This window comes from Nocardiopsis codii (genome assembly GCF_036327455.1).
Lineage (GTDB): Bacteria > Actinomycetota > Actinomycetes > Streptosporangiales > Streptosporangiaceae > Nocardiopsis > Nocardiopsis codii.
In genome coordinates this window covers 127476-149692 of sequence record NZ_JAUZMY010000016.1, presented here as the reverse complement: position 1 = coordinate 149692, position 22217 = coordinate 127476, and the positions used below count along the sequence as shown (strand labels likewise).

Here is a 22217-nt window from a genome sequence, read left to right as displayed (position 1 = left end):
GGGTTCCGCCCCGGGGCACGGTCTCATCCGCCGGCCCTGCTCGCACAGCCGATGCACGTCGCGGCGGTGGGCCGGGCGACGAGACGGGCCTCGGCGATGGGGCCGCCGCACCGCTCACAGATCCGGTAGCACCCGTCCCGCAGCCTCCGGGCCGCCCGGTCGAGGGCGTCGATCTCCCGGTACACCTGATCGCGCGTGGCCCGGATCCGCTCGCGCTCGTAGGCGACGGTGGACCCCTCCGGATCGTGCTCGTCGTCGTTCGCCGTGAGAGCGGACGCCTCGACGACGCCCTCCCACTGCCGGGTGAGGGACTCGGCCAACAGGGCGGCCTCGGCCCTGGCCAGGCCGATCCGTTCCGCCGTCCCGTGGTCGCGGGCGGCGGGCTGCTCCGGGCCGCACGGTTCTCGCTGCATACAGTCGGTCACAACGGTGTGCGCGGGCCCCCTATTTCCGGGGACTCCCGCGGCCACCGCGCGGGCCCGCCGTCCCGGGTACGGGGGCGGTGACGCCGCGGGGCGCCGGGACCGGTGGTCCTACACCGGTCCCGGCGCCCTTCGCCGTGCGGGCGCAGGAGCCGCCCGCGCTGTCGTGTCAGCGCCCGGTACCCCCGGAACGCCCCAGCCCCAGACGGCCGCGGGTGGCGGTCACGAGGACCACCGCGACGAGGGAGACCAGGGCGACCTCCGTCACCCCGGCGGGATCGCCCATCAGGGTGGCCTTGAGCCCCGAGACGACGTTGACCGCGGTGTGGGCGAGCACCACGGCGAGCACGCCGCCGCGGGAGGCGTTGAAGACGTGTCCGAGGACGACCGTGAGCCCGACGCAGAGAAGGGCGTAGGCGGGGAAGTACACCTGGGACTGGGCCGTGCCCGCCATGGAGAACAGGGGAGCGTGCCACACCGCCCAGATCGCGCCGAGCACCACGTTCGCCGCCAGCGGGGGCAGCGCGCCCTGGAGCCGCGGCAGTGCGAACCCCCGCCATCCCAGTTCCTCGTTCCCGCCGCCGGCCACCGCGATGAGCAGGAACTGCACCGGGACCGTCGCGAGTGCGGCGTTCAGCAGGGTCTCGTCCACCGTCGCTCCCCGCAGGTGGAGGGAGATCGCCCCGGAGGCCGCGATGGCCAGGACGACGAGCACCGCGATCGCGTACGGCGCGATGCCGCCCCTCCGCGGGAGCGAGTACCGCCGGAAGAGGGCGCCGACCCCGGACCACCCCGAGGTGGCGGCGGTGACGACGACCGCGGCCACCATCGGACCGAATCCGCCGGCGATGACGACCAGCATGGGGTTCGCTCCGGCGAGTAGGTGGGTGCCCGCCCACCACGCGGTCCAGGAGAAGGCGAAGGCGATCACGAGGAAGGCGGTGAGGCCGCGCGGTGCGACGACGGTCGTGCGCGCCTGGTCCACGGTGTCCGTGGGTTCGTGGGGGTGGGGCCGGGTGGAGAGGTGATCGTTGACCATGCGGAGAAACATACACTGTTGGATGTAATCCTACAACGTAGGATTACTTGTATGCTGTCTGACATGGCCGAACCAGGATCCGACCAGCAGTTCGACAGCGTCTTCAGCCGTCCGCAGCGCCGCCGCCGGACCCAGCCCGCGCTCACCCGGGAGCGCATCGTCGCCGCCACGATCGCGCTCCTCGACCGCGAGGGCGCGCCGGGACTGACGATGCGCAAGGTCGCGGCCGAACTCGGCGTGCACGCGACGAGCCTCTACTGGTACGTGGAGCGCCGTGAGGACCTCGTCGACCTGGCGGTGGACGGGATCCTGGCCGAGGCCGCCGAGGTCCTGCCGGGCCCCGACACCCCCTGGGACACCGCGGTCAAGGTGACCGCCCGCCGGTTCTACGCGGCACTGACGGCCCACACGTGGGCGGCGGAGTTCGCCGGCTCGCGGCCCCTGATCGGCCCGAACGCGATCGCCCTGTCCAGGCGGATCATCGGCGCGATCGAACGGGCCGGCGGCGAGGAGGAGGCGCAGGCGATCGCCATCCGGGCGCTGTCCAACCAGATCCTCGGCGCGGCCACGTCAGCCGTCGCGGTACGCGTGATGCGAACCGGCTCCTCGGACAGGCACGACGAGGTCGTCGCCTCCGCGGTGTCGGCCTCGGACGCCCTCGCGGTGGAGAACGCCTACTTCGACCAGGTACTGGACCTGGTGGTGGAGGGCATCGAGGCCCGCCGCGGCCGGTAGCCGGCCGCCTTCCCCGGCCGGGGGCCGGGGGCGAGCCGTTCCGCGGGCGAGAGGCGCAGGCCGCCCGGCACTCCTCAGGGCGCGACCCGGTCCACCTCGGCGCGCAGGGTCTGTTCGGCCTCTTCGGCGGAGAGGCCGCCGATCAGGACGCGCATGGACAGGCCGTCGGCGGTCGCCATCAGCGACCGCGCCGCCGCGCGGGGGTCGTCGAGGCCGGGGGCGATCCTGCCGAGCAGCCGCGCGGCCTCGCTCTCCTCGCCGTCCTTGGCCCGGGCCAGCATGCGGGCCAGGACCGGGTGGTGGAAACCGGCCGCGACGTACTGGTGGAACACGGACACGCCGACCCGGGCCGACTCCGCCCGGGGGATGGGGTGCCCGATCAGCTGCCACAACGCCTCGCGGTCGTCGGCGCCCCGGGTGGCGACGCCGTGCAGTTGTGACGCGCTCGACAGCATCGCCTCCAGGCTGGCCCGGAGGAGTTCGTCCTTGCTCGGGAACCAGTACTGGATCCGTCCCACCGAGGCCCCGGCGGCCGTGGCCACGTTGCGGATGGACACCGCTCCCATGCCGCTCTCGGCGATCACCTGCCACACCGCGTGGATGATGGCGGTCCGGCGTTCGTCGGGTTCGGAGCTGTTCATGCCGCCATCATAGCCAAGGACAATACGAATGTATTGAACGGCGTGTACACTCGTGGCACGGTCCAATACGACTGTATTTCCGGGAGTGCTCATGAGTGACAAGCCGAACCGCCGAGCCCGGCGACGCCGCGTGCTGCAGGTCCTGGCAGCGCTGGTGGTGGCCTGGCTGGTGCTGGACAAGACGGTCTCGGTCGCCGCACCCGCGCCGCGGGTGGGGCACTGGCGCAGCCAGGAGGGGTTCGCGTCCTACCGCGCCGCCTACGACGAGGTGATGGCGACCCTGCCCGCACCGACCCGCACCCACGACGTCGCCACCGGGTACGGCGCCGTGCGCGTGTACGAGTGGGCGGCCCCCGGCGGAGGGGAGGGTGAGGATCTGCCGGTCGTGCTGCTGCCCGGGACGCGCTCCGGCGCACCGATGTGGGGCGACAACCTCGGCCACTGGATCGGCGAGCGCACCGTCTACGCCATGGACGCGGTCGGCGACGCCGGAATGTCGACCCAGTCGGTGCCCTTCGCCTCCTTCGACGACCAGGCCACGTGGGTGGAACAGGTGCTCGCGGGCCTCGACCTCGCCCGCGTCCACGTGGTGGGGCACTCCTTCGGCGGGGCCGTGGCCGCCACCCACTCGCTCCGCCACCCCGACCGCGTGGCCTCACTGACCCTGCTCGAACCGGTGATGGTGCTCCAGGGGCTGCCGGCCTCGGCGTACCTGTGGTCGACGCTGCTGTTCCTGCCGGGGCCCCAGTCGTGGAAGGACCGCGCCCTGGCGGAGATCGGAGGCGTCTCGGTCGCGGAGGTCCGGGAGCGCACACCGATGTCGGTGATGATCGACAAGGGGGCCCAGCACTACGCACCCGTCTCCCTGGTGCCGCGGACCTTCACCGATGAGGAGTGGCGGTCGTTGCCGATGCCGGTGCGGGTCGACATCGCCGCGGACAAGTCCCTGGCAGGCGGTGGCGGGGCCGCGGACCGGGCCGGGGCACTGGGCGTGGACCCGGTCACCGTCTGGCCCGGGACCACCCACTCCCTGCCCATGCAGGTCGCACGGGAACTCGGGTCGGAGCTGGAGCGGTACTGGTCCGCCCACGACCGCTGAAGGGTCGTCCTCCGGAGGCGACCGGGCAGGAGTCCTCGCCGGTCACCGGCGGACCCCGGCGGTGGGCTCCGGCCACCGGTGGGTCCTGGCGCGTGCGGACCGACAGACGTCCGCGGCCCGGAGGGGCAGGTCAGGGCCGCGCGGCGCCGGTGCGAGTGCCGCCCGGTCGCGACCGTCCACCACCGGTCGAACCCTCGTTCCCGACGGGGAGCACGACAAACCGGTCAGGGTGTACGCGGAGCGACTCGATGATGGACACAGCTCGTTCGAGGGAGGGAACCTTCGGGCGGATGACCCCGACGAGTCCGAGACGCACATCAACCCTGAACGTCGGCACTGGCAGGGCCGGTCGGACCCCGGGGATGAACCAGGAGAACCATGAAGACAGCCCGTAGATGCCTGCCCGTGGCGGGAGGCCTGATCGGCCTCCTGCCCCTCCTCCTCCATCTCGTCCTCACGTGGGCCGGAACGTCTCACGTGTCGGCTCCGCCGTACGTGCTCTACGGACCTTGGGTCGCCACGGTTCTGTTCGTGGTCTCCTGGTTCCGGGACGTGCGGGCGGAGGCCGATGAGGCCTCCACGGTGAGGTCGGTCCTTCTCTGGGCGGCTCTGGGGGGCGCGGTCCTGGTCGTAGCCGTCGCCTTCTCCCACATGAGCGGTTACTCGGAGGCCGAACTCTTTCCCGGGGAGCGGTATCGGCTCATGCCGACCGTGGCGGTCACCGCCGCGGTAGGAGGCCTCCAGGCGCTCGTCGCGGCGGCCGCGATCCTGCTCGACCGCAGGGAACACGGTGTTCCCGGGGGAGGAGCGGTGTTGTTCCTGGCCTCGGCGTCGACCCTGGTGGTCTTCGCCGGAGCAGGCGTGGTGGCAGAGGGGGCGCTCCGGCCTCCGTCGACGGGTCCGGAACATGTCACCGCGAGCGTCGAGCCTCCGGCCCGTGGGATTCCGGCCGGGATCGAGGGCGTGCCGCGTCCGTTGGACCTCCCCCAGGACACGGTCCGAGGGCTGCAGGCGGTCACCTCGGGGGTTCTGTTCCAGCTCGGGGACGGGGTGATGGTGGTGGATCCCCTCACCGGTGACGAGTTGTGGCGTTACCGCACGCCCGGATCGGACACCCGGACTCTGGTCGCTCCTGAAGGGGACTCGCTCGTACTCGAGGAGTACCCTCCCCCGACCGATGACGACCCCGCCCCCGAGACGGTGAGGGTCACCCTCGACACGATGAGCGGCCGGATCCTGCACCGTTCCGAGGATCTCCAGAAGCTCCTGACGGACGAGGTCGCCGCTGTGGCGCACGACTCCGGGAACGCCGAACCCCTGGAAGGCGAGAGCGTCGTCGTGCGGACGGGAGCGAGTGCTCCGCTGGAGGTGTACGGAGCGTCATCGGGCGCCCTGCTGTGGAGGTTCGAGGAATCATCCGGATGTGTTCCCGACGAGGAGGACGCCGTTCTCGACCTCGAGGTCACACACGACCAGGTCCTCGCCTCGGTCCGGTGCCTCGGTGAGGGCGGTGGGGCGGGTGGGGCCGTTCCCGTGGTGCACGCTTTCGATTCGGTCACCGGTGACCTGCTGTGGACGCACGAGGCCGCGAATCAGAGCGGCCCCGCCGGCAGTGCTGTCACAGCCTCCTCCGACGGCTCATTGCTCCACCGCTACGACGTCCATTCCCACGCGTACTTCACCGTCGACACCGGGACGGGTGAGGAACTCGCTGCCGGAACGTGGGAGGACCCCCGTCCGAGCGGGGAGGAACTGGAGGAGGACCTCTGGGAGGACGTGGTCGGAGACGGCGTGCTCCTGGGGGAGGACCCGACCCTGACCCTCACCGACGCCCGCGGAGAACCCGAGCACACGCTGCGACTCCCCTCCGCGCACGGGCAGCGGAGGTTCGCCGCCACGGACGAGGACCTCTACGCGGTCGAATGGCCGGGGAGCGGTGGCCGGGCGGTGGAACTGACGGTCCGTCCCTGGGACGGCACGGCTTCCCGCACGGTCGAGGACGTCCTGGGCCGGGAGCTGTCCGAGGAAGAGGCGGCCGGGGTCCGTGTGGTCCCGGGGGCCGTCATCGTCTACGCGGTCGACTCCGGCACGGTCACATCCGCGGTGGCGGTGTCCTGAGTCCTGGACCGATAGCGGAACACTGCAGGCCCGGGGTCCGGATTCCCTCCGCGCGGAGAGGCTGGTACGCGACCAGTCGGGGTCGTTCTGTCACTGTATCTTCACAAGCTGTGGTCTAACTCTTGACAGGTCTAGACCAGCTTGCTTAGGTGACAGCACCCCCTGCGGCGCGCGGTCGGACGTCGCGCCGCATCCTAGGAGTGTGATCACGTGATCCGACGTCTCCTGAGTCAGCTGGCCGCGCTCGGCGCGCTCGCGGCTGTGCTCATCGTCCTCCCCGCGACCCTCGCGCAGGCCGCCGCTACCTGTGCTCCCGCCTGGAGCAACTCCGCCGTCTACACCGGTGGCGGCCAGGTCTCCTACAACGGCCGCAACTACACCGCCAAGTGGTGGACGCAGAACGAGCGTCCCGGCGCCTCCGACGTCTGGACCGACCAGGGCGCCTGCGGCAGCGGCGGAGGCGAGGAGCCGAACCCCACGGCGTTCGTCGTCACCGAGGCCCAGTTCAACCAGATGTTCCCGAACCGGAACTCCTTCTACACCTACAGCGGCCTCACCGCGGCCCTCAGCTCCTACCCGGGCTTCGCCAACACCGGCAGCACAGAGGTGAGGCGCCGCGAGGCGGCGGCCTTCCTCGCCAACGTCAGCCACGAGACCGGCGGGCTGGTGCACATCAGGGAGACCAACGAGGCCAACTACCCGCACTACTGCGACTGGAACCAGCCCTTCGGCTGCCCGGCCGGCCAGGCCGCCTACTACGGACGCGGTCCGATCCAGCTCAGCTGGAACTACAACTACAAGGCCGCCGGTGACGCCCTCGGCATCGACCTGCTGAACAACCCCTACCTGGTCGAGCAGAACGCCTCGGTCGCCTGGCGGACCGGCCTCTGGTACTGGAACACCCAGACCGGACCCGGCACGATGACTCCTCACAACGCCATCGTCAACGGCCACGGCTTCGGGGAGACGATCCGCTCGATCAACGGTGCGATCGAGTGCAACGGCGGCAACCCGGGGCAGGTCCAGAGCCGCATCAACACGTTCACGCAGTTCACCCAGATCCTCGGCACCACCACCGGATCCAACCTGAGCTGCTGATCCTCCGGTAGGCGAAGCCCCCGTGGAGAACATCCGAGAGGGGGTGCGCCCGGCCACGCGGCCGGGAGCACCCCCGCTCCGGAGTTCCGGGCGCGGGGGGGCGGTCCACGTTGCACCGATCCATGACGGGGTCCGGGACGCGCCACACCCGTCCTCCACCTCCACGGCCGAGTCGGGAGCCCCACCGGTACCTGGCGTCGAGGACCGCTCCCCGCCGCAGGCCCCCTCGTGTGGCGCCCTCGGCAGGAAACGAACCCGCGGCCCTCGGGTGAGAAGGCCGAGTGGATGAGGCGTCAACGATTTCGTTACACTGCGTCCATGAACGCGACGCCACGCTGGCTCGACACGGATGAGAAGGCCGCCTGGGACAGCTTCATCCACATGCAGGAGACGCTCATCGGACGGCTGTCCCGCCTCTTGCAGGCCGACTCCGGGATGTCCGCCTCCGACTACATCGTGCTCGTCAACCTCACCGGAACGAGCGACGGGAAGATGCGCTTCCTGGAACTGGCCAGGCTCGTGAACTGGGAGAAGAGCCGCATGTCCCACCAGGTCACGCGGATGACCAAGCGCGGACTCGTGGCCAGGGAGGAATGCCCCGACGACGCACGCGGAGCATTCATCGTCGCCACTCCGGCGGGCTACAAGGCGATCGAGGACGCCGCCCCCCTCCACGTCGAGCACGTCCGTCGGCTGTTCATCGACGCCCTCACCCCGAACCAGCTCAGCACCTTCGCCCGGCTCACCAAGCGCGTCTCGGACCACATGGAGAAGCAGCCGGACTGAACGGGTGGCACGGCCTCGCCCCGCGGGGGAGCCCCTGCGCCGACTCGGCGAGGGCGTCCTGGTGCTCCGGGTTTGCGCAGAGTCCGCGGCGGGCCCGCTCACCCGTGAACCGCCGGCCCCGGACCAGTGGGTCCGCGCGGAGGCCGAGCATCCCAGGGGTCTCCCCGGGCGTGCGGTGGTGTACCGCCCGGACCGGTCGGCTGCCGTCGCGAGATCCTCGAACCGCACCTCACGACGACCGATGACGTCTGCATGAGCGGTGCCCCGCATTCCCCGTGGGCGCCATGCCCAGACATAGTTGATGCGTCATCAAAATAGTAGATGATGAATCAACTTTGCAACGGCCGACTTCCCTTGCGTGTCCGGCCATGGGGCCCCGGGCCAGCATTGGTTGACATATCAAGTACCGACATTAAAGTAGATGACGCATCATCTACTTGGGCTGAGGTGGGCCGTCGCCGGCGTCGAGATCGACGGTCTCCTGTCCGAGCCCCCCGAACACGAACACCTGGAGAGGGACCCCATGAGCACCGAAGCGAAGAGCGGACTTCAGGCACTGCTGACGCCCGAGGAGAGCGTTGTCGTCCTGATCGACCACCAGCCGTTCCAGTTCGCCAACCTGAACAGCCACGAACCGTCGATGATCGTCAACAACGCCGTCGGCCTCGCCAAGACCGCCAAGGCCTTCGACGTCCCGACAATCCTGACGACCGTGCTGGAGGAACGCGGCGGCTACCTCATTCGGCAGCTGCAGGACGTGTATCCCGAGCAGAAGCCGATCGACCGTACGTTCGTCAACACCTGGGAGGACCAGCGTGTCGTCGACGCCGTCAAGGCGACCGGCCGGAAGAAGCTGATCATCGCCGGCCTCTGGACGGAGGTCTGTGTGGCCATGCCGGCGATCCAGGCGGCGGGTGAGGGTTTCGAGGTCTTCGTCGTCACCGACGCGTCGGGTGGCGCCTCGGCGGAGACCCACGACATGGCCGTGCGGCGCATGGTCCAGGCCGGCGTGGTGCCGATCACCTGGCTGGCCGTGGCGGCCGAGTGGCAGCGCGACTGGGCCCGCGAGGAGACCATGCAGGGCATGGTCGATGTCCTGTCGGAGCACGCGGGCGCCACCGGTGTCGCCTTCGCATGGGAGACGCAGTTGCTGGCCGGGCGCGCCAGAAGCGGCGTCTGACACGGCTGCGGGACGGACTCCGATCCGCGTCGGTTACCGCCTGTCTCCGGTCGGTGCCGGACGCGGATCGGTCCGTCTCGCCCACGAGATCTGGCGCGAGGGCGTCGACGCTCGCGGCGGACGGCTCGGCCGTCCGGTCGGGTTCCATCGACCGCAGGAGGTGTCGGGGTGGGGGATGACCTGCCTCGGCCTGGCATCGCGGGCTTCGGATGACCGGTGGTCGGCTGCGGTGCGGATCGGATTTTTGTGTTGATGTATCAACTGAATCCGGTTAATGTGGTGGCCCGGCGGACCGACCCAGGAGGAGAACGCATGGCAGTCGAAGTGAGCGATGTGCCCGAGGCGAAACGCTACGAGGCCCGTGTCGACGGAGCGTCCGAGGTCGCGGGCGTCGCGGAGTACATCCGTACTGCGGAACTCGTCGCGTTCGTGCACACCGAGGTCGCTCCGGAGTACGAGGGCAGGGGAGTCGGGTCCGAACTGGCGCGCACCGCCCTTGACGAGGCGCGGGCCGCTGACCTGCGGGTGCTGGCGACCTGTCCCTTCTTCGCGGGCTGGATCGCCCGTCACCCCGAGTACCGGGACCTGCTGTACCGGTCCCGCAGCAAGGTCAGCGACTGAACAGTCGGAGCCGGACACGACAGTGACGGAGGTCGTCATGAGCGGCGAGTCCGAGAAGAAGGCGTACGAGGGGCGGTCGATCACGGTCACCTTCGAGGGCGGGCGCTGTCTGCACGCCGCCGAATGCGTCCGCGGCCTGCCAGAGGTGTTCGACACGGCCCGGCGCCCGTGGATCCAGCCGGACGGTGCCTCTGTCGATCGCCTGGTCGACGTGGTCGAGCGCTGCCCCTCGGGCGCGCTGCAGTACCGACTCGCGGACGACGGGACACGGAGCGCGGACCGGCCCGCACGGACCACGCCGGGGTGAAGATCGCTCGGTCATGGTCGCGGACGCGAACGTGGTCGTGGACGCGTGGCGGGATCGTGCGGCAGACGTTTCTGCGGCCTCGGGGCGGGATCATCAGCGTTTCGACAGCGCACATGCTCTCCCCGGGGCCGCTCTGCTGTCTGCCGAACGCCACGATCCCCGGTCGGTTCGACGAGCCGACCGAGGACACGGGTCACGTCTCAAGCCGGGGGCGGGCCGGGCGCCCGGTCCCCTGCTGTGCGCAGGGGCTCGGCGTCGGCGAACGCCTCACGCGCGGTCGTGCTACTCGGAGCGCCGGTGCGCTTTCCACGTTCGGTGGAGGTCACTCCGACGCTCGTATTCCTTTTTCGCGCGCTGCAGCGGATCGGTTTCGGGGGTCAGTGCCGCCGGGCCCATGACGTGCAGGAGCGCGTAGTTGATACGGAATCCCGTCCTGTACAGCAACGAGAACGAGTCTTTCCCACGCGGCTTGTCCATGGCCGTCCACCTCACTGTTCGCCGGGATCGCGGACACACACCGCGAGAATGCCATCGGGCAGAGAATCCATCGCCGTGAAATCCGCGGCCTTCCCCGCTCAGCAGCGTACCCGCACGGTTTTCGCCGTCCCGGTCGGCCCGCCCTCCACGGTGTCTCGCACCGCATCCCTGCCTCCTCGGGAGCGATCTGTCCGAGGCGGGGCGTCGCACGAACCTGCCGGCGGCGGTGAACATCGCCTCGCACGCGCGGTTGCCGTCGTGTTCGACCCGAACGGCGTGAGTCCGACCAGCCGGTGCCACTAGGTATCGGACATCACGAGTTCCAGCTGGACAGGGGGCGACTCCATCGCGGTGTGCAGGGGGCTACGGGTATCCGCGCAGCGACCGAAACGGATCCAGGCCAGCTCCTGCGCCCGGCGCCGGTCGAGTGAGAGCAGACTGCGCACGCCCGGCGCGAATGCCGACGGTCCGTGCCGGGTGGCCGCGCGCAGCCGTCGCCAGCGCCGCGAATGCGCCCGGTGGCTGCGCTCGGTCACTCGCCGCCCCCGGGCGTTCTGCCCGATCCGGGCCTCCTGCGGGGTGGCGTCGATCATCACCACATGCATCTCGTACCGGCGGAGCCGACAGAGCAGGGCGAGCAGCACGCGGACCGGGCTCCGAGTCCCGCACTCGTGCAGCACCACCGGGCCGCCGCGCAGCGCCGAGGCCATCCGGACCAGGTGCAGTACGTGCACCACCCAGCGCCACAGGGGGTAGGGGATCCGACCGAGCAATGGTCTCAGCTGGTGCCGCGACTGTAGCGAGTCGATCACCCGCACACCCTCCGCGGTGAGTACGGTCCGCTCCTCGTTCTCGCGGAGTCCGAACAGGCGCCGCAGCAGGGTGCTCTTCCCGGCCCCGGGCACCCCGGCGACCAGGACCAGGGATCGCCGGGGGTAGACCATGCCGCGCACTGTCGCGCCATTCACCGTGGGCAGATACGGCGCCAGCCCCTGGAACATTCTCGGTAGCTCCTCAAAGCCGACCTTCGCGCCGGTGAGGCGCGGCTCTGTAGTGGCCGCGTCACCAATGTCATGACGCTACCGGGCATCGACGCCTCCGAAAAACGCAGGAGACTCCACTACGGCGGGTGCCAGGATCGTCTCCCGGTACCCGACGTGGAACGTTCGTGCGACAAGCTGGACAAACGTCGGCCCCCGGCAGGAGTTCCGAGGGCCGACGTGGTGTCGGAGGTTCAGCGGCATTGACTCTCCACCTGGCAGAGGAAGGTCTGCCACTCGAGGGGGAAGGCCAGATGCGCGTCGTCGGGGGCTGGGACTCGCGCACGGCGGAACTGGTCGGCAGCTCCGCCACTTCGACGCGGTTCTGACGTCCACCGCGGCTGCCGGAGGGCTTGCGCCATGACAGGTTCTGCATCCGTGTTCGCTCGCCAATGCCGCCAGGACACCCTGGAGGTACTCGCGTGACCGAGCTGGAGCGACGCAGCATTGTGTACCGCGTGCCATGTCGCGTTGTACCGTGCCAGCTCAGGACCGGTTTCTGCGGAAAGGCCATTCGTGGGGGTTTCGGAATGCCGGCCATGGAAGTCGGTCGTATTCCATGCTGCGGTCATGTCCGTGGTCGTCGAGTGGGTGCCACACATGTCAGCGTCGTGGAATCGGAAGCTGGGATCTCCGAGAGGGTGCGTCTACTATGGTAGAAACAGGCACAGTGAAACTGCTTCGGGTGAGTTGGGCGAAGTTTCTAGCAGAACCGGGCACCATAACGGGTGCGCTGAAGTTCATTGTCTGATCCAGGCTCAGGAGAGCGAAGGATCGGAGGCGATTCGTGGTGGCAGTGTGTGCACCCTGCAAACGCGGAATGAGCAGTCTTCCAGGGGGGTAAGTATGGAAATATTGGAGTTCCATTCGGCAGGCGTCGGACTCTGATTGATGAATTGAGTATTTCATACTGAGGTTGCATGCTGAATTTTGGGAGAATTAACCGTGATGTCCTGGTGGCTATGGAGAGTGTCGGGTGGTATTCGGGGAGATTTTTGAAAGAGGCGGAATCCTGGTATGGAGAGCTGTGTGGTGCAGGGTATGCGGAAAATCCAGTTGCTCTGGATTTTCTTAAAGAGTTGGGGGGTCTTGTTATTGACCCCATTGAGAGCGAAGGGGCTCGTTTTGGAAATTATGAGCCCTTGAATATAGACCCGTTCTCTGCTGATGCCATGGGTGTTTCATTTTTCGAGGAGATGTCAGATCTGGTTCAGGAGCCCTGTTTTCCCGTAGGAGAGTGGCTGAGCTATAGTTCTGTTTTTTGACGGTGTCTGGCCGTATGATGGCCGGTGGGCTCGGCTACGTCTGGCTTTTAGGTGGTTCTCCAGAGACAGGATTGCAGCAAGCTGTTGCGGCGGACCGTGATCTGGTGTGTATTCATGCGGATGAAGGACTTTCGCCTTGGCCTAAGAGCTCATCTCAATAGCCCCGCGAGATGCTCCTGAGCCTGGCATGATCACACCCTGTGAGGGATGCGCTGCCCGGTGGGCTCTGGGAGATCGTTCAGCCGCTGCTGCCTTCCGCGCTGAGGACTGGCCGCCCCCGCGCCGACTGGAGAGCGGTCATGGCCACCGTGCTGTTCGTCCAGGCCTCGGGCTGTTCCTGGGATAAGAGCTCATCTCATTTGGTGAGTCTGCGGAAGCAAATCAACGTGCAGGCGATGCCGGCATCCGGCCAGCCAGGCCATGGTGCGCTCGACCTGCCACCGGTGCCGGCCCAACCGCTTGGAGGACTCCACACCCTTGCTGGCCAGGCGGTGGATGATCCCGCGTTCGCGGAGCCGGCGGCGCAGGTGGTTGTAGTCGTATCCCTTGTCTCCGTGCAGTTTGGCGGGCCTGCGCCGCCGCGGCCCGCGGCGGGAGCGGATCGGAGGGATCCCGCGGACCAAGGGCTGCAGGGCCTGGCTGTCGTGGGTGTTGGCCCCCGAGATCGCCACGGACAGGGGCTGACCGGCCCGGTCGGTGATCAAATGGATCTTCGCGCCTTTCTTGCCCCGGTCGACAGGATTCGGACCTGTCAGCTCCCCCCTTTGAGGGCACGCATGTTGACCGAGTCGATCGCGCACCGCGACCAGTCCACCTCGCCGCGGGCACCGAGTTCGTCCAGGACCAGACGGTGCAGCTTGACCCGGACCCGGGCCCGGCTCCACTCGGTGAAGCGCCGGTGTGCGGTGGGCCCGGAGGGGCCGAACACCGGCGGGAGCTGCGCCCAGGTGCAGCCGCTGGTCGCGACGAAAATGATCGCGGCCAGCACCTGGCGGTCCCCGTGTCTGCGCCGTCCACCGCCTTGGGGACGCGTGGGTGCCTCGGGCACCACTCGCTGGAACAGTTCCCACAGCTCATCCGGCACAAGGCGTTCAACCATCGACACGCGCCCAGGTTACCGAGAATCCAAATGAGATGAGCTCTAAAGAACCCGGTACGAAACAGCCCGTCGGGATAGGCCTTGCCTGCTACGGGTTGTCACGGCTTGCCTGACAGGCTGCTGCCACTACCTCAGGTAGTCGTCGACAACTCCTGCGAGGACACATCGAACACTGCGTTGCACGCGTCGCGCACTGTGTCGTTGTGAGTGGCGATCACTACCGCGCATCCTTCGCGGGCCATCTCTCGCAGGATGTCGATGACCACCTGCCCGTTGCCTTCGTCCAGTGCCCCGGTGGGCTCATCGGCGAGCACCAGGGTTGGCTTCTTGACCAACAGCCGCGCCAAGGCGACGCGCTGCTGTTCTCCGCCGGACAGATAATGCACCTTTTCCTTCTCGCGTCCGGACAGGCCGACGCGCTCGAGAGACCGGGTTTGGGCGGCGAGGTTTTTGGAGGCTACGTCGAGGTTCTGGCGGATGGTGGCGTTCTCGATGAGGGCGTAATTCTGAAACAGATAGCCCAGGTGGTCGCGGCGGAAGTGGCGCTGCCCACGGGCACCCAGGCGGGTAATCTTCTTGGTGCCATGGACGATGTCGCCCTTGCTGGCTTTCTCGAGCAGGCCCAGGCAGTTGAGAAGGGTGGTCTTGCCTGATCCGGAGGGGCCTACGAGGGCGAGCATCTGCTGGGCGCGGATGTCGAGGTTGACGTCCTCCCACAGAGTGCGGTCGCCGAAGGACTTAGCCAGGTGGCGGGTACTAATCATAGGAAAACCTTTCAGGCCTGCGAGGCGCCTTCACGGACGATCTTGCGATGGAAACGGGCGAGCACAGCGCTGACGATGATGACCACAGCGGTGCCGATGGCGCAAGAGATCACTAGGGTGAGCCGGGCGCGGACGATATCTTCGATGAACACACCGTTGACTATGTCGTCGAATGCGCGCACCAACGCGATCATGTCGCCAGCGGCCCAACCGATGAGCGCGGCCGCTAACATTGCCTCGACGATTAGCATCAGCCGATGTGTGGCGCCGAAAGTCCATCCGTTGATATAGCGGGCGAAGATGTGCTGGGACCGGGCTCGTGTGTACACCAGGCAGGACGCCACGCTCGTCATGATCAGGACGGTGGTCACCACGACCAGGTTGACCGTGCTGATCCGAAGTTGGGCGGTGTAAAAACGGTTGGTGTTGGCGAGGGTGGTGGTGACCGGCTCCACGCCAGTGACGTAGAACGCCAGATCCTGCTCGGCCACTTGCTGTTCGGCGGTGGCCCCGGTGAGGAACATCAGGTTTCCACCTCTCGCTTCCATGGCGTACCATTCCGCGTCGAGGTAACCGTTGGGTAGGGCGACTACGATTGGGTCCTCGACGACCGGGCGCTGACTCGATGTCACAGGATCGACTGTGCCGTAGGTAAAGAACGTGCGCCCGTCGGGATACGGGAATATTCCGATGTCGTCCGTCGGCAGGTTATCTCCGTGGAAGCTGATCCATTTGTCGGTCCCTTCGCCCAGGTTGCCTGACATCGGCATGCGGGACTGGGGGATGAACAGCCTTACACCATTATTGTCGGGGGTGTCGATGTCATCTAGGACGTTTTCCTGCTCCAGATAGGTGTCATTGACGACCAGGACCATAGTGTCCGCGCTGCGCTGACCAGAGGGGAGGAAGTTGTCCGGATAGTCCTGGTGTGCGAGAACCGTTTGTTCCTGGGTATCGGCATCCTTTAGCCAGGGGCCGATGATGCTCCGGTCCGCTTCGCTTTGCTCTTCGTAGTCGCGGACCCCTCCGATGTAGAGTCGCGACACTTGCTCGGCCTGCTCCATCTCCTCGGCCCCGGAGGCGTAGTCGTTCACTCGCTGCAATCCGGTGACCGTGGCGGTGGCCGCCATCACGGCGATGATCACTGCTACCAGCCGCACCGCGTACACGGTGCCCGCGACGCGGCGGGTCGGCAGGCGACCTTTGAGCGCATCCGAAAGGCCGGTTCGGTAGAGGAGACTGAGAGCAGCGGCGTGTACGGCAATGGCCAGCGCACTCAGGGTCAAGAGGATCTGCGCAGTGATACCGGCAAGGAGGTCCACTTGCGCGAAACCGTTGTAGAAGAACAGGAAAGCAACGTAGCAGGCAGCAACGGCGGGAAAAAGCACGACCCACCACCGGCCGATCTGTGCCATGTCCGAGCCGAGGATGCGCAGGTAGGAGTGTCCAGCCAGGCGTTTTACGGCGTAGGCGCGGGCATTGAGCAAAACCCCAGCACCGGCGGTAGCGATGATACAGATCACCGTGACTGCAACTGTCAGACCGGTGTTGTAGTTGAACAGCATCTCGGTCCACGTGGCGGGCTCCGGAGCGGTTCCGACGCCCCCGCGCAGCCCCAACGGCTCCACTGCGTTAAGGAATAGTTCAGCCTCGTCCCGTGTAGCGAATCCGCCGAAGTTCAGACGCAGGTCGTTAGTGGTCCACTCTGTAAGGGGGTACACCTCAATGTGGGGTTGTGTGCTGAAGTTCGGGTAGCCGTCCTCCAACCACGTGTGCATGGGGTTGGACGGATCGGAGGAGACAGCGTAGTAGTTCCACGCTCCGTCGAGGTCGTGCGGGTCTGGCTCGCTGACAGCAACCGTCATCTGGTGCTGCTGGATCAGATCCTCAGCCGCGGCGACGACGTCGCCTGGAGTTGCGGTTCCATCAGTTTGTTCAAGACTGACGTAGTAATCGCCATGGTTGGTGGTGGTGAGCGTCTCGTGCAGGGTGAACAGGGCAAGGAAGCCCAGTAGCAGCGCCATCGCGATGACGGCGGCGTGAGTGAATACGATAATCCTGTGCATGGTTCCTAGCAATGGGAGAGGACCCCGCACGAGCGGGGTCCTCCTAAATGGGCGGGCTGCCCGATGGATGGTCAGCAGGCGTCGTTCCAGTAGGCATGCTCGACGTTACTGATGCTGTTTCTCATAGAAGCACGGGCCCAAGCGCCCGGGTGTGCGCTCGCGGAATTACCGGAGATGACGTTGCCGTAGCTGTCCAAGCGTCGGACAGTGGCGGTGTGGCACTTGCTAGGGTGATGGTAGTGGGAGATGACGGAGGCATGATTCGGTCCGTACGTCCACGTACCGCCGCCAACATTCACCGTAGTCGCGGCCCAAGTGCCAGTTGCGCTGGCGCTGACGACAGTGATGGCAAACAGCGCGGTCGTGAGAGCGCGCTTAATTGTCCTTGGCACTGTTTATTCCGTTCTTATTTGAGGGATTGCCGACCCTGGGGCAATGGTCGAAAACATCCAGGGGCGGTGGGCGCCGTAAACCGGTGTGCACCGTGTTAGTGCGTTCGGAGAGAAGCTAGCGGTAACCGGACATTTCCAGCAATCAGATCAAAGCGCACGCGCCCACATGGTTCCCGCTGGGACCCAGTGCCAACTGCGGTTATGCGTTTCCATGGCCACTTCTGGACATTCGGGTTCCGTACACCTCCCTACTGGGTTTTTCGTTAGTTGTGTGGGCAGGAAAAGCTCGGTCGTGTGAGCATGACGGCATGCCCCTCCGAGCTGAACCCGACACCCCCGCAGAAGCCGTCCCGCCGCTGACCCGCCCCCAGGTGGCCGAAGCCCGACGCATGCGCGCGGTCGAACTCCTGGACCAAGGCCACTCCCAGGCCCAGATCGCCCGCCTGCTCGGGGTCACACCCGAGAGCGTGCGGCGATGGCAACGTCGGATGGAACAGGGCGGAACCGCGGCGCTGCGCCGCCGCCCGCCCACCGGGCGCCCCCGCAAGCTCACCGATGAGCAGGTGGAACAGATCCGTGTGGCCTTGGAGGAGGGCGCGGTGGCGCACGGGTTCGCCTCCGATCTGTGGACGTTGGAGCGCGTGGGTCTGGTGGTCGAGCGCACGAGTGGTGTGCGTTTGTCGCGGGCCTCGGTGTGGCGGCTGCTCACCGTGCGGTTGGGATGGAGCTTGCAGCGGCCTCAGTGCAAGGCTGTGGAGCGCGATGAGGCCGAGATCGCCCGGTGGGTGGCGCACGAGTGGCCGCGCATCAAAAGGGGGCCTTGAGAAACCGGGCATGGATCGTCTTTCTCGACGAATCGGGCGTCTCGCTGCTACCTCAGGTGCGCCGCACCTACGCGCCCCGCGGCTGCACCCCCACCTTGGTTCACCGGTTGAACTGGAAGCGAGCAGGGATGGCCGCCGCGCTGGGGCTACCACGCCGCCGACCCTGGATGTGGGGCCCGGTTGTGCTTCGACCTGCGTCCGGGCAGCTATGACACCGAGGCCCTCATCGGGGTGCTCGAGCAGCTCAAAGCCTTCTACGAAGGCGAAAACGTGGTGTTGGTCTGGGATGGGCTGAGCGCGCACTGGAGCCGGGCCATGCGCGCCTGGGTGGAGGGTCAGGATTGGCTCACGCTGGAGCGGCTGCCTGCCTACGCCCCCGAGTTCAATCCCGTGGAGATGCTGTGGTCGTCCATCAAGACCCGGGAGTTGGCCAACGTGGCCGGTGATCATCTGGCAGACGTCGCCGACGCAGCCGAACGAGGCATCAACCGGGTCTGCGAAGACGATCGTCTCCCCTGGTCCTTCCTTGCTCATACCGGGCTGGAGGTCCATCCTCCAACCCCACACAACTAACGAAAAAGTCAGTAAGAGGAGTTGTCCACGCGCACCTCGCGGCCGTGGATGACGGTGCCGCCGGAGACGTTGCCGTTCACCGTATTGACGGTGTCGCTTCGATCATTTGAACTTGGAGGTGAGGCTGGGGCGGGGGAGGGAGAAGTGGTAGTCCAGACAAGGGCGGTGACGATCAGCGCCAGTGCGGCGGTGACGCCCGCTGCCCAGGACGCGGCTTCCCACCCTTCTCGTGTGGTGGGGCCACCGCCGAACCACAGCCCGGCTCCTAACGCGGCCAGGATTGTGATGGTTGCCGCTGTTGCCCAGATCCACCTCGTCTTGGTCATGGACCGATTGTGGCGCGGGAACCTATGTGGCGTAAGGGATTTCGGCTGGATCGTCCGTATCCGGCCGGTGGGGCGATAGTACGTGCCCGGGGTCCAGCGCCCCACGGGGCGGTGTCGGGGCGGCTGTGGGGCGCTGGTGGGCGGGCACGGGGTCGCCCACCAGCGCCCCACGGTCACGGAACGCCAAAGTGCTCCGCGAGGTGGTCGCCCACCTGTACTGTCCCTTGAACCGGGGAGCACGCATGGAGCACGTCAGGCCCCGAACAACGAAGAGGACCTCTTGCGAGGTCCTCGAGAACCCCGTATGACCTGGGGTTTTGTGGTGCACCCGGCAGGATTCGAACCTGCGGCCATCGGATTAGAAGTCCGATGCTTTCGTGCCCGTACGTGCCAGGGGGTGACGTTTCGTCCCAATCCATCCGAACACTGCTGTCGTTTCGTGTCAAGGGGTGCCGCCCGATGCCGTCCCAGTGCGAAACTGCGGAGCATAAACGGAGCACACACCGGCCGTTAGTGGCGTCCGATGGCACCTTGAGAGGTGCGTGGAGACGGCTCGTTTCCTCGGAGCGTGTGTTGGAACGCCCTGTGCGGGGTTTATCCCAGGCGTGGAACCCAGCCCTGGGGCCGGCCGTGCCCGGCGGGCTTGACCCCTGCATCGAACCCCTTGACCAGGCCGGTCGCTCGTGCCACCGCCAGGGCTGCGGATATGTCGAACTCGTCCTGCTGGCGGCCCAGGTAGCGCGAGTCCTTACGGGCGGCGAAGACCAGGACCGCGTCCAGAGCCTGGCGCCACCCCTCTTCGATGCTGGTGCCCTGCTCGGCCAGTTGCAGTACGCGATGCACGAGGTGGGACCCTTCCTCCCACTCGTCCGTGGAAGGCCACAGGTCCAGAAACTCCAGAACCTTCTCAGTTGCTTCCACCGCGGTGGACAGGTGGGTCAGCAGCAGGTCCAGGCCGTCATTGTCGATGAGGTCCGGGTAGTCGATGCGGTCCCAGGAGGAGCCGCCCCACCAGTAGGCGAACCCCTGCTCGCGGTTGTTCTCCAGTGCGGTGAACCAGGTCCAGGGCAGCCAGTCGGGGCCGGCATAGGGGTCGTAGCCCTCGATGTCCATGTGATACCCGCACTCGTGGTCCACGCCGACGAGGACCCCGCGCCCGCCCTCGATCCGCGCGAGCTGCCACTCGTTGCCGCCCCCGTCATCGTGGTGCACGACCGCGTCGGCGTAGACGTGCTGGTTCTCGCTGCCGCCTGCCTCCAGAGCGGCCAGTGCAGCGGCGCGGGCCCAGAGGACACCGAAGGGAGGCAGGTCCTCTGGTCGTCCTGGGGCGTGAAACTCCATGGCCGAGCCTTTCAGACGGTGGGGGCGACTGTGCGGAGAAGCTACACGGCGGTTCCGACAGCCCGAGCACAGTCTCCGCACAGGTCGAACTTGTGTGTCAACGATTTCGGTGTCCGCTCGTCGTCCAGAATCGAGTGGACGATGGAGTCGCGCCAGGCGCCCCACGTCCACAGGTACCGCCTAATCCGTCCCTCCTCCACCATCTCGACCCTGCGCATAACGCTTCCAAAGGACTGATTCTCCGGAGGGCGCGCCCAATATCCTCATGAGCCCCAGATCGTCCAAACCGAGGCGGATTCGGAGTTCGGCGAATTCACTGCCGAGCCCCTGCCCTCACAGGTCCGCTCGCAAGGACGGGTGCCGAACGGACTCCGGGGCTCCATAGACCCGGAGTAGGTCGTCGGTGTCGGTGGGGCGCAGTTCCTGAAAGGTGAGCCTGCCGCTCGAGAGCTCAACTGGGCGCATGTCCGGCAGGCTAACGGCCCGAAGCCAGCACCGAGGCGGGAGTTCAGTTGTAGGCCTCGAACTCCTGACGGAGCCGGTCCATAGCCTTGCTGTGGGTAGTCCGGGCCGCTTAGAGCTGGGCGAACAACGTCTTCTGGTTGCGTTTGACGGTCAGCACGTAGTCGGCGTGCAACTCCTCGACCAGGTGTGTGGCGGTGTCGGTCTGGGTGTGCAGGGCGTCGGCGGTGACTACGACACCGGCCAGGTCCACGCCTTCCAGCAAAAGGGTGAGGGCGTCGATCTCGCTGGTGCCCGCCGGCACCCGCACCTGCGCGGCCAGGCGCCGGTCGGGGGGCAGGGCGGCGAGCAGGTGCACCGCCGCCTCGGTGGGGGTGGCCGATCCGCGCAGGGTCTTGCCGTCCACCGCCACCACCTGAAGTGTGTCGGGCCTGGTCAGGGTGGCCAGGGTCTCGGGAGCCAGGGCGAGCAGGACCCGGCGGATGGTGCGGTGCGTGCGCCCAGAGCCACGCAGGTGATCCGGCATCCCAACCGGATGAGGGTGTGCTGGGGTGCGGCGTCGGCCCACTGGCCGATCGCCCGAAGGTGGCGGGCTCCGGCGAGCATCGCGCACAGGGCGCACAGCAGGGCGCTGGCCAGGCTGTGGCGGCGGCCCCGCGGCGAGCGGGGATCGGCCAGTGCGGCGAGCTTGCTGAGAAGGTCGACGGGGGCGGTGACGGGCATGGCAAACTGGGGGCGCAACGGAGTCCCTTGGAAGTCAGAGATGTGAGAGTCCCTGATCTTCTAGCGGGCTCCGTTGCTTGTTGGTGGGGTCTTCGACCGGATCGCTATGAGGCTGTGATCAGCGCTGATGGGTCACGATCCCGACTTTGAAACAGCCCTGCTTCTGGTGTGCGTCAGGGTGGGAGTAAAAAGGGGAATGGAATTTATGCCGGAGGAGGGTTTCCGAGTCGACAAGATCGTTATTACGTGGAAACTGATGTTTTCCCAACTCCTACTGGAGGGCGTCGTCCGGACGGTCGCTTGGTCCATGGTGCCGCAGGTGATGTATATTATTCTCCGGTGCATTATGAAAACTTTGCGCAGGTCAGGGCTCCTGGTTGCTCCTGCATGTGGTGATGAAAGAAGGCAAATGATTGCTAAGAGTGTTTTTCGCTGAAAGATCTTGATCGATTTTCTCGAGGCGGGTGGCACCGTTCGGCGATATCGGTGCCTTGGGCTGATCTCGGCGTGCTGCTCCCCTGGCTGGGGGATGAGCCCTACTTAGTGAGCAGTGAAAAACATGAATCCCTTAGAGCTCATCTCAAAAGCCATCGGCGTGCTTGGCGAGGTGTTTGTAGCAGATGAAGATGCAGGCGATGCCGAGCATGGCGAGGAACGTGGAGGCCTTGCGTTCCCCGCGCACGTTCAGTCTGCGGTAGGAGCCCAGCCAGGCGATGGAGCGCTCGCCCTTGTACCAGTGCCTTCCCAGCCGTTGGGAGGACTCGATACCGAGCCGGGCGATGCGCACCCCGATCTGACGTTCGCGCAGCCAGCAGCGCC

Annotated in this window: 24 protein-coding genes and 2 pseudogenes; 11 read left to right on the top strand and 15 right to left on the bottom strand. The window is 66.9% G+C overall.

Going from position 1 to position 22217, the window contains the following annotated elements; genetic code table 11:
• Nucleotides 1-23 precede the first annotated feature (23 nt).
• Together Q8791_RS17365 and Q8791_RS17360 are read right to left on the bottom strand one after the other, a co-directional pair.
• Entirely contained in the window at nucleotides 24-413 is a 390-nt protein-coding gene (locus tag Q8791_RS17365) for a TraR/DksA family transcriptional regulator (RefSeq protein ID WP_330092761.1), read from the bottom strand.
• A gap of 178 nt (nucleotides 414-591) precedes the next feature.
• Nucleotides 592-1473 (bottom strand): CPBP family intramembrane glutamic endopeptidase, encoded by an 882-nt coding sequence (locus tag Q8791_RS17360; protein WP_407942019.1) that lies wholly within the window; start codon nucleotides 1471-1473, stop codon nucleotides 592-594.
• A 39-nt stretch (nucleotides 1474-1512) separates the two neighbouring features.
• On the opposite strand from Q8791_RS17360, the gene Q8791_RS17355 reads away from it, so the two are divergent.
• A complete protein-coding gene (locus tag Q8791_RS17355) occupies nucleotides 1513-2196 on the top strand; it encodes a TetR/AcrR family transcriptional regulator C-terminal domain-containing protein (protein ID WP_330092759.1) in 684 nt (227 codons plus the stop codon).
• Nucleotides 2197-2270: 74 nt separating this feature from the next.
• Here Q8791_RS17355 and Q8791_RS17350 read toward each other — a convergent pair whose 3' ends face one another.
• On the bottom strand, nucleotides 2271-2837 hold the full coding sequence (locus Q8791_RS17350) for a TetR/AcrR family transcriptional regulator (protein WP_330092758.1): 567 nt from the start codon (nucleotides 2835-2837) through the stop codon (nucleotides 2271-2273).
• A 91-nt stretch (nucleotides 2838-2928) separates the two neighbouring features.
• Here Q8791_RS17350 and Q8791_RS17345 point away from each other — a divergent pair, with 91 nt between their 5' ends.
• From Q8791_RS17345 to Q8791_RS17315, 7 genes are all read left to right on the top strand, one after another.
• Nucleotides 2929-3936, top strand: coding sequence for an alpha/beta hydrolase (locus tag Q8791_RS17345; RefSeq protein ID WP_330092757.1), 1008 nt, complete (start codon nucleotides 2929-2931; stop codon nucleotides 3934-3936).
• A 378-nt stretch (nucleotides 3937-4314) separates the two neighbouring features.
• Nucleotides 4315-6054, top strand: a complete 1740-nt coding sequence (locus Q8791_RS17340; protein WP_330092756.1) for an outer membrane protein assembly factor BamB family protein — start codon at nucleotides 4315-4317, stop codon at nucleotides 6052-6054.
• A gap of 210 nt (nucleotides 6055-6264) precedes the next feature.
• Nucleotides 6265-7152: a glycoside hydrolase family 19 protein gene (locus Q8791_RS17335; RefSeq protein WP_330092755.1), complete on the top strand. Its 888-nt coding sequence runs from the start codon at nucleotides 6265-6267 to the stop codon at nucleotides 7150-7152.
• Between the two features lie 318 nt (nucleotides 7153-7470).
• A complete protein-coding gene (locus Q8791_RS17330) occupies nucleotides 7471-7938 on the top strand; it encodes a MarR family winged helix-turn-helix transcriptional regulator (RefSeq protein WP_330092754.1) in 468 nt (155 codons plus the stop codon).
• Nucleotides 7939-8359: 421 nt separating this feature from the next.
• A complete protein-coding gene (locus Q8791_RS17325; RefSeq protein ID WP_330092753.1) occupies nucleotides 8360-9118 on the top strand; it encodes a hydrolase in 759 nt (252 codons plus the stop codon).
• 312 nt (nucleotides 9119-9430) lie between these two features.
• Complete coding sequence (locus Q8791_RS17320) at nucleotides 9431-9739, top strand: GNAT family N-acetyltransferase (protein ID WP_330092752.1); 309 nt, start codon at nucleotides 9431-9433, stop codon at nucleotides 9737-9739.
• 37 nt (nucleotides 9740-9776) lie between these two features.
• Entirely contained in the window at nucleotides 9777-10046 is a 270-nt protein-coding gene (locus Q8791_RS17315) for a (4Fe-4S)-binding protein (RefSeq protein ID WP_330092751.1), read from the top strand.
• A 282-nt stretch (nucleotides 10047-10328) separates the two neighbouring features.
• Here Q8791_RS17315 and Q8791_RS17310 read toward each other — a convergent pair whose 3' ends face one another.
• From Q8791_RS17310 to Q8791_RS17300, 3 genes are all read right to left on the bottom strand, one after another.
• A complete protein-coding gene (locus tag Q8791_RS17310; protein WP_330092750.1) occupies nucleotides 10329-10523 on the bottom strand; it encodes a hypothetical protein in 195 nt (64 codons plus the stop codon).
• 299 nt (nucleotides 10524-10822) lie between these two features.
• A complete protein-coding gene (locus tag Q8791_RS17305; protein WP_330092749.1) occupies nucleotides 10823-11524 on the bottom strand; it encodes an AAA family ATPase in 702 nt (233 codons plus the stop codon).
• Nucleotides 11525-11594: 70 nt separating this feature from the next.
• Nucleotides 11595-11939: a DUF397 domain-containing protein gene (locus tag Q8791_RS17300; RefSeq protein ID WP_330092748.1), complete on the bottom strand. Its 345-nt coding sequence runs from the start codon at nucleotides 11937-11939 to the stop codon at nucleotides 11595-11597.
• Between the two features lie 544 nt (nucleotides 11940-12483).
• On the opposite strand from Q8791_RS17300, the gene Q8791_RS17295 reads away from it, so the two are divergent.
• Nucleotides 12484-12828: an SUKH-3 domain-containing protein gene (locus Q8791_RS17295; RefSeq protein WP_330092747.1), complete on the top strand. Its 345-nt coding sequence runs from the start codon at nucleotides 12484-12486 to the stop codon at nucleotides 12826-12828.
• 355 nt (nucleotides 12829-13183) lie between these two features.
• Here the strand turns inward: Q8791_RS17295 and Q8791_RS17290 are convergent.
• From Q8791_RS17290 to Q8791_RS31840, 4 genes and pseudogenes are all read right to left on the bottom strand, one after another.
• Nucleotides 13184-13933: pseudogene (locus tag Q8791_RS17290) on the bottom strand (IS5 family transposase).
• A 125-nt stretch (nucleotides 13934-14058) separates the two neighbouring features.
• Entirely contained in the window at nucleotides 14059-14691 is a 633-nt protein-coding gene (locus Q8791_RS17285; protein ID WP_330092746.1) for an ATP-binding cassette domain-containing protein, read from the bottom strand.
• An 11-nt stretch (nucleotides 14692-14702) separates the two neighbouring features.
• Nucleotides 14703-16757 (bottom strand): hypothetical protein, encoded by a 2055-nt coding sequence (locus Q8791_RS17280; RefSeq protein ID WP_330092745.1) that lies wholly within the window; start codon nucleotides 16755-16757, stop codon nucleotides 14703-14705.
• A 71-nt stretch (nucleotides 16758-16828) separates the two neighbouring features.
• Nucleotides 16829-17149 carry a lactococcin 972 family bacteriocin gene (locus Q8791_RS31840; protein ID WP_407942018.1) on the bottom strand — a complete coding sequence of 107 codons (321 nt, stop codon included), beginning with the start codon at nucleotides 17147-17149 and terminating at the stop codon, nucleotides 16829-16831.
• 308 nt (nucleotides 17150-17457) lie between these two features.
• Between Q8791_RS31840 and Q8791_RS17275 the strand changes: the two genes are divergently transcribed.
• Both Q8791_RS17275 and Q8791_RS17270 read left to right on the top strand, forming a co-directional pair.
• Entirely contained in the window at nucleotides 17458-17973 is a 516-nt protein-coding gene (locus Q8791_RS17275) for an IS630 family transposase (RefSeq protein WP_330092744.1), read from the top strand.
• A gap of 180 nt (nucleotides 17974-18153) precedes the next feature.
• On the top strand, nucleotides 18154-18546 hold the full coding sequence (locus Q8791_RS17270; protein ID WP_330092743.1) for a transposase: 393 nt from the start codon (nucleotides 18154-18156) through the stop codon (nucleotides 18544-18546).
• Between the two features lie 8 nt (nucleotides 18547-18554).
• Here the strand turns inward: Q8791_RS17270 and Q8791_RS17265 are convergent, their stop codons facing one another.
• The 5 genes and pseudogenes from Q8791_RS17265 to Q8791_RS17245 form a co-directional block, all read right to left on the bottom strand.
• On the bottom strand, nucleotides 18555-18872 hold the full coding sequence (locus Q8791_RS17265; protein ID WP_330092742.1) for a hypothetical protein: 318 nt from the start codon (nucleotides 18870-18872) through the stop codon (nucleotides 18555-18557).
• Nucleotides 18873-19466: 594 nt separating this feature from the next.
• The gene (locus tag Q8791_RS17260; protein WP_330092741.1) at nucleotides 19467-20213 is read right to left on the bottom strand and encodes a hypothetical protein; all 747 of its coding nucleotides are present in this window, start codon (nucleotides 20211-20213) and stop codon (nucleotides 19467-19469) included.
• Between the two features lie 574 nt (nucleotides 20214-20787).
• Nucleotides 20788-21201, bottom strand: a complete 414-nt coding sequence (locus tag Q8791_RS17255; protein ID WP_330092740.1) for an ISAs1 family transposase — start codon at nucleotides 21199-21201, stop codon at nucleotides 20788-20790.
• A complete protein-coding gene (locus tag Q8791_RS17250; RefSeq protein WP_330092739.1) occupies nucleotides 21111-21416 on the bottom strand; it encodes a transposase family protein in 306 nt (101 codons plus the stop codon). The genes Q8791_RS17255 and Q8791_RS17250 overlap by 91 nt, the downstream gene beginning before the upstream one ends.
• A 562-nt stretch (nucleotides 21417-21978) precedes the next feature.
• Nucleotides 21979-22215: pseudogene (locus tag Q8791_RS17245) on the bottom strand (IS5/IS1182 family transposase); the annotation flags it as partial.
• Nucleotides 22216-22217: the final 2 nt, after the last annotated feature.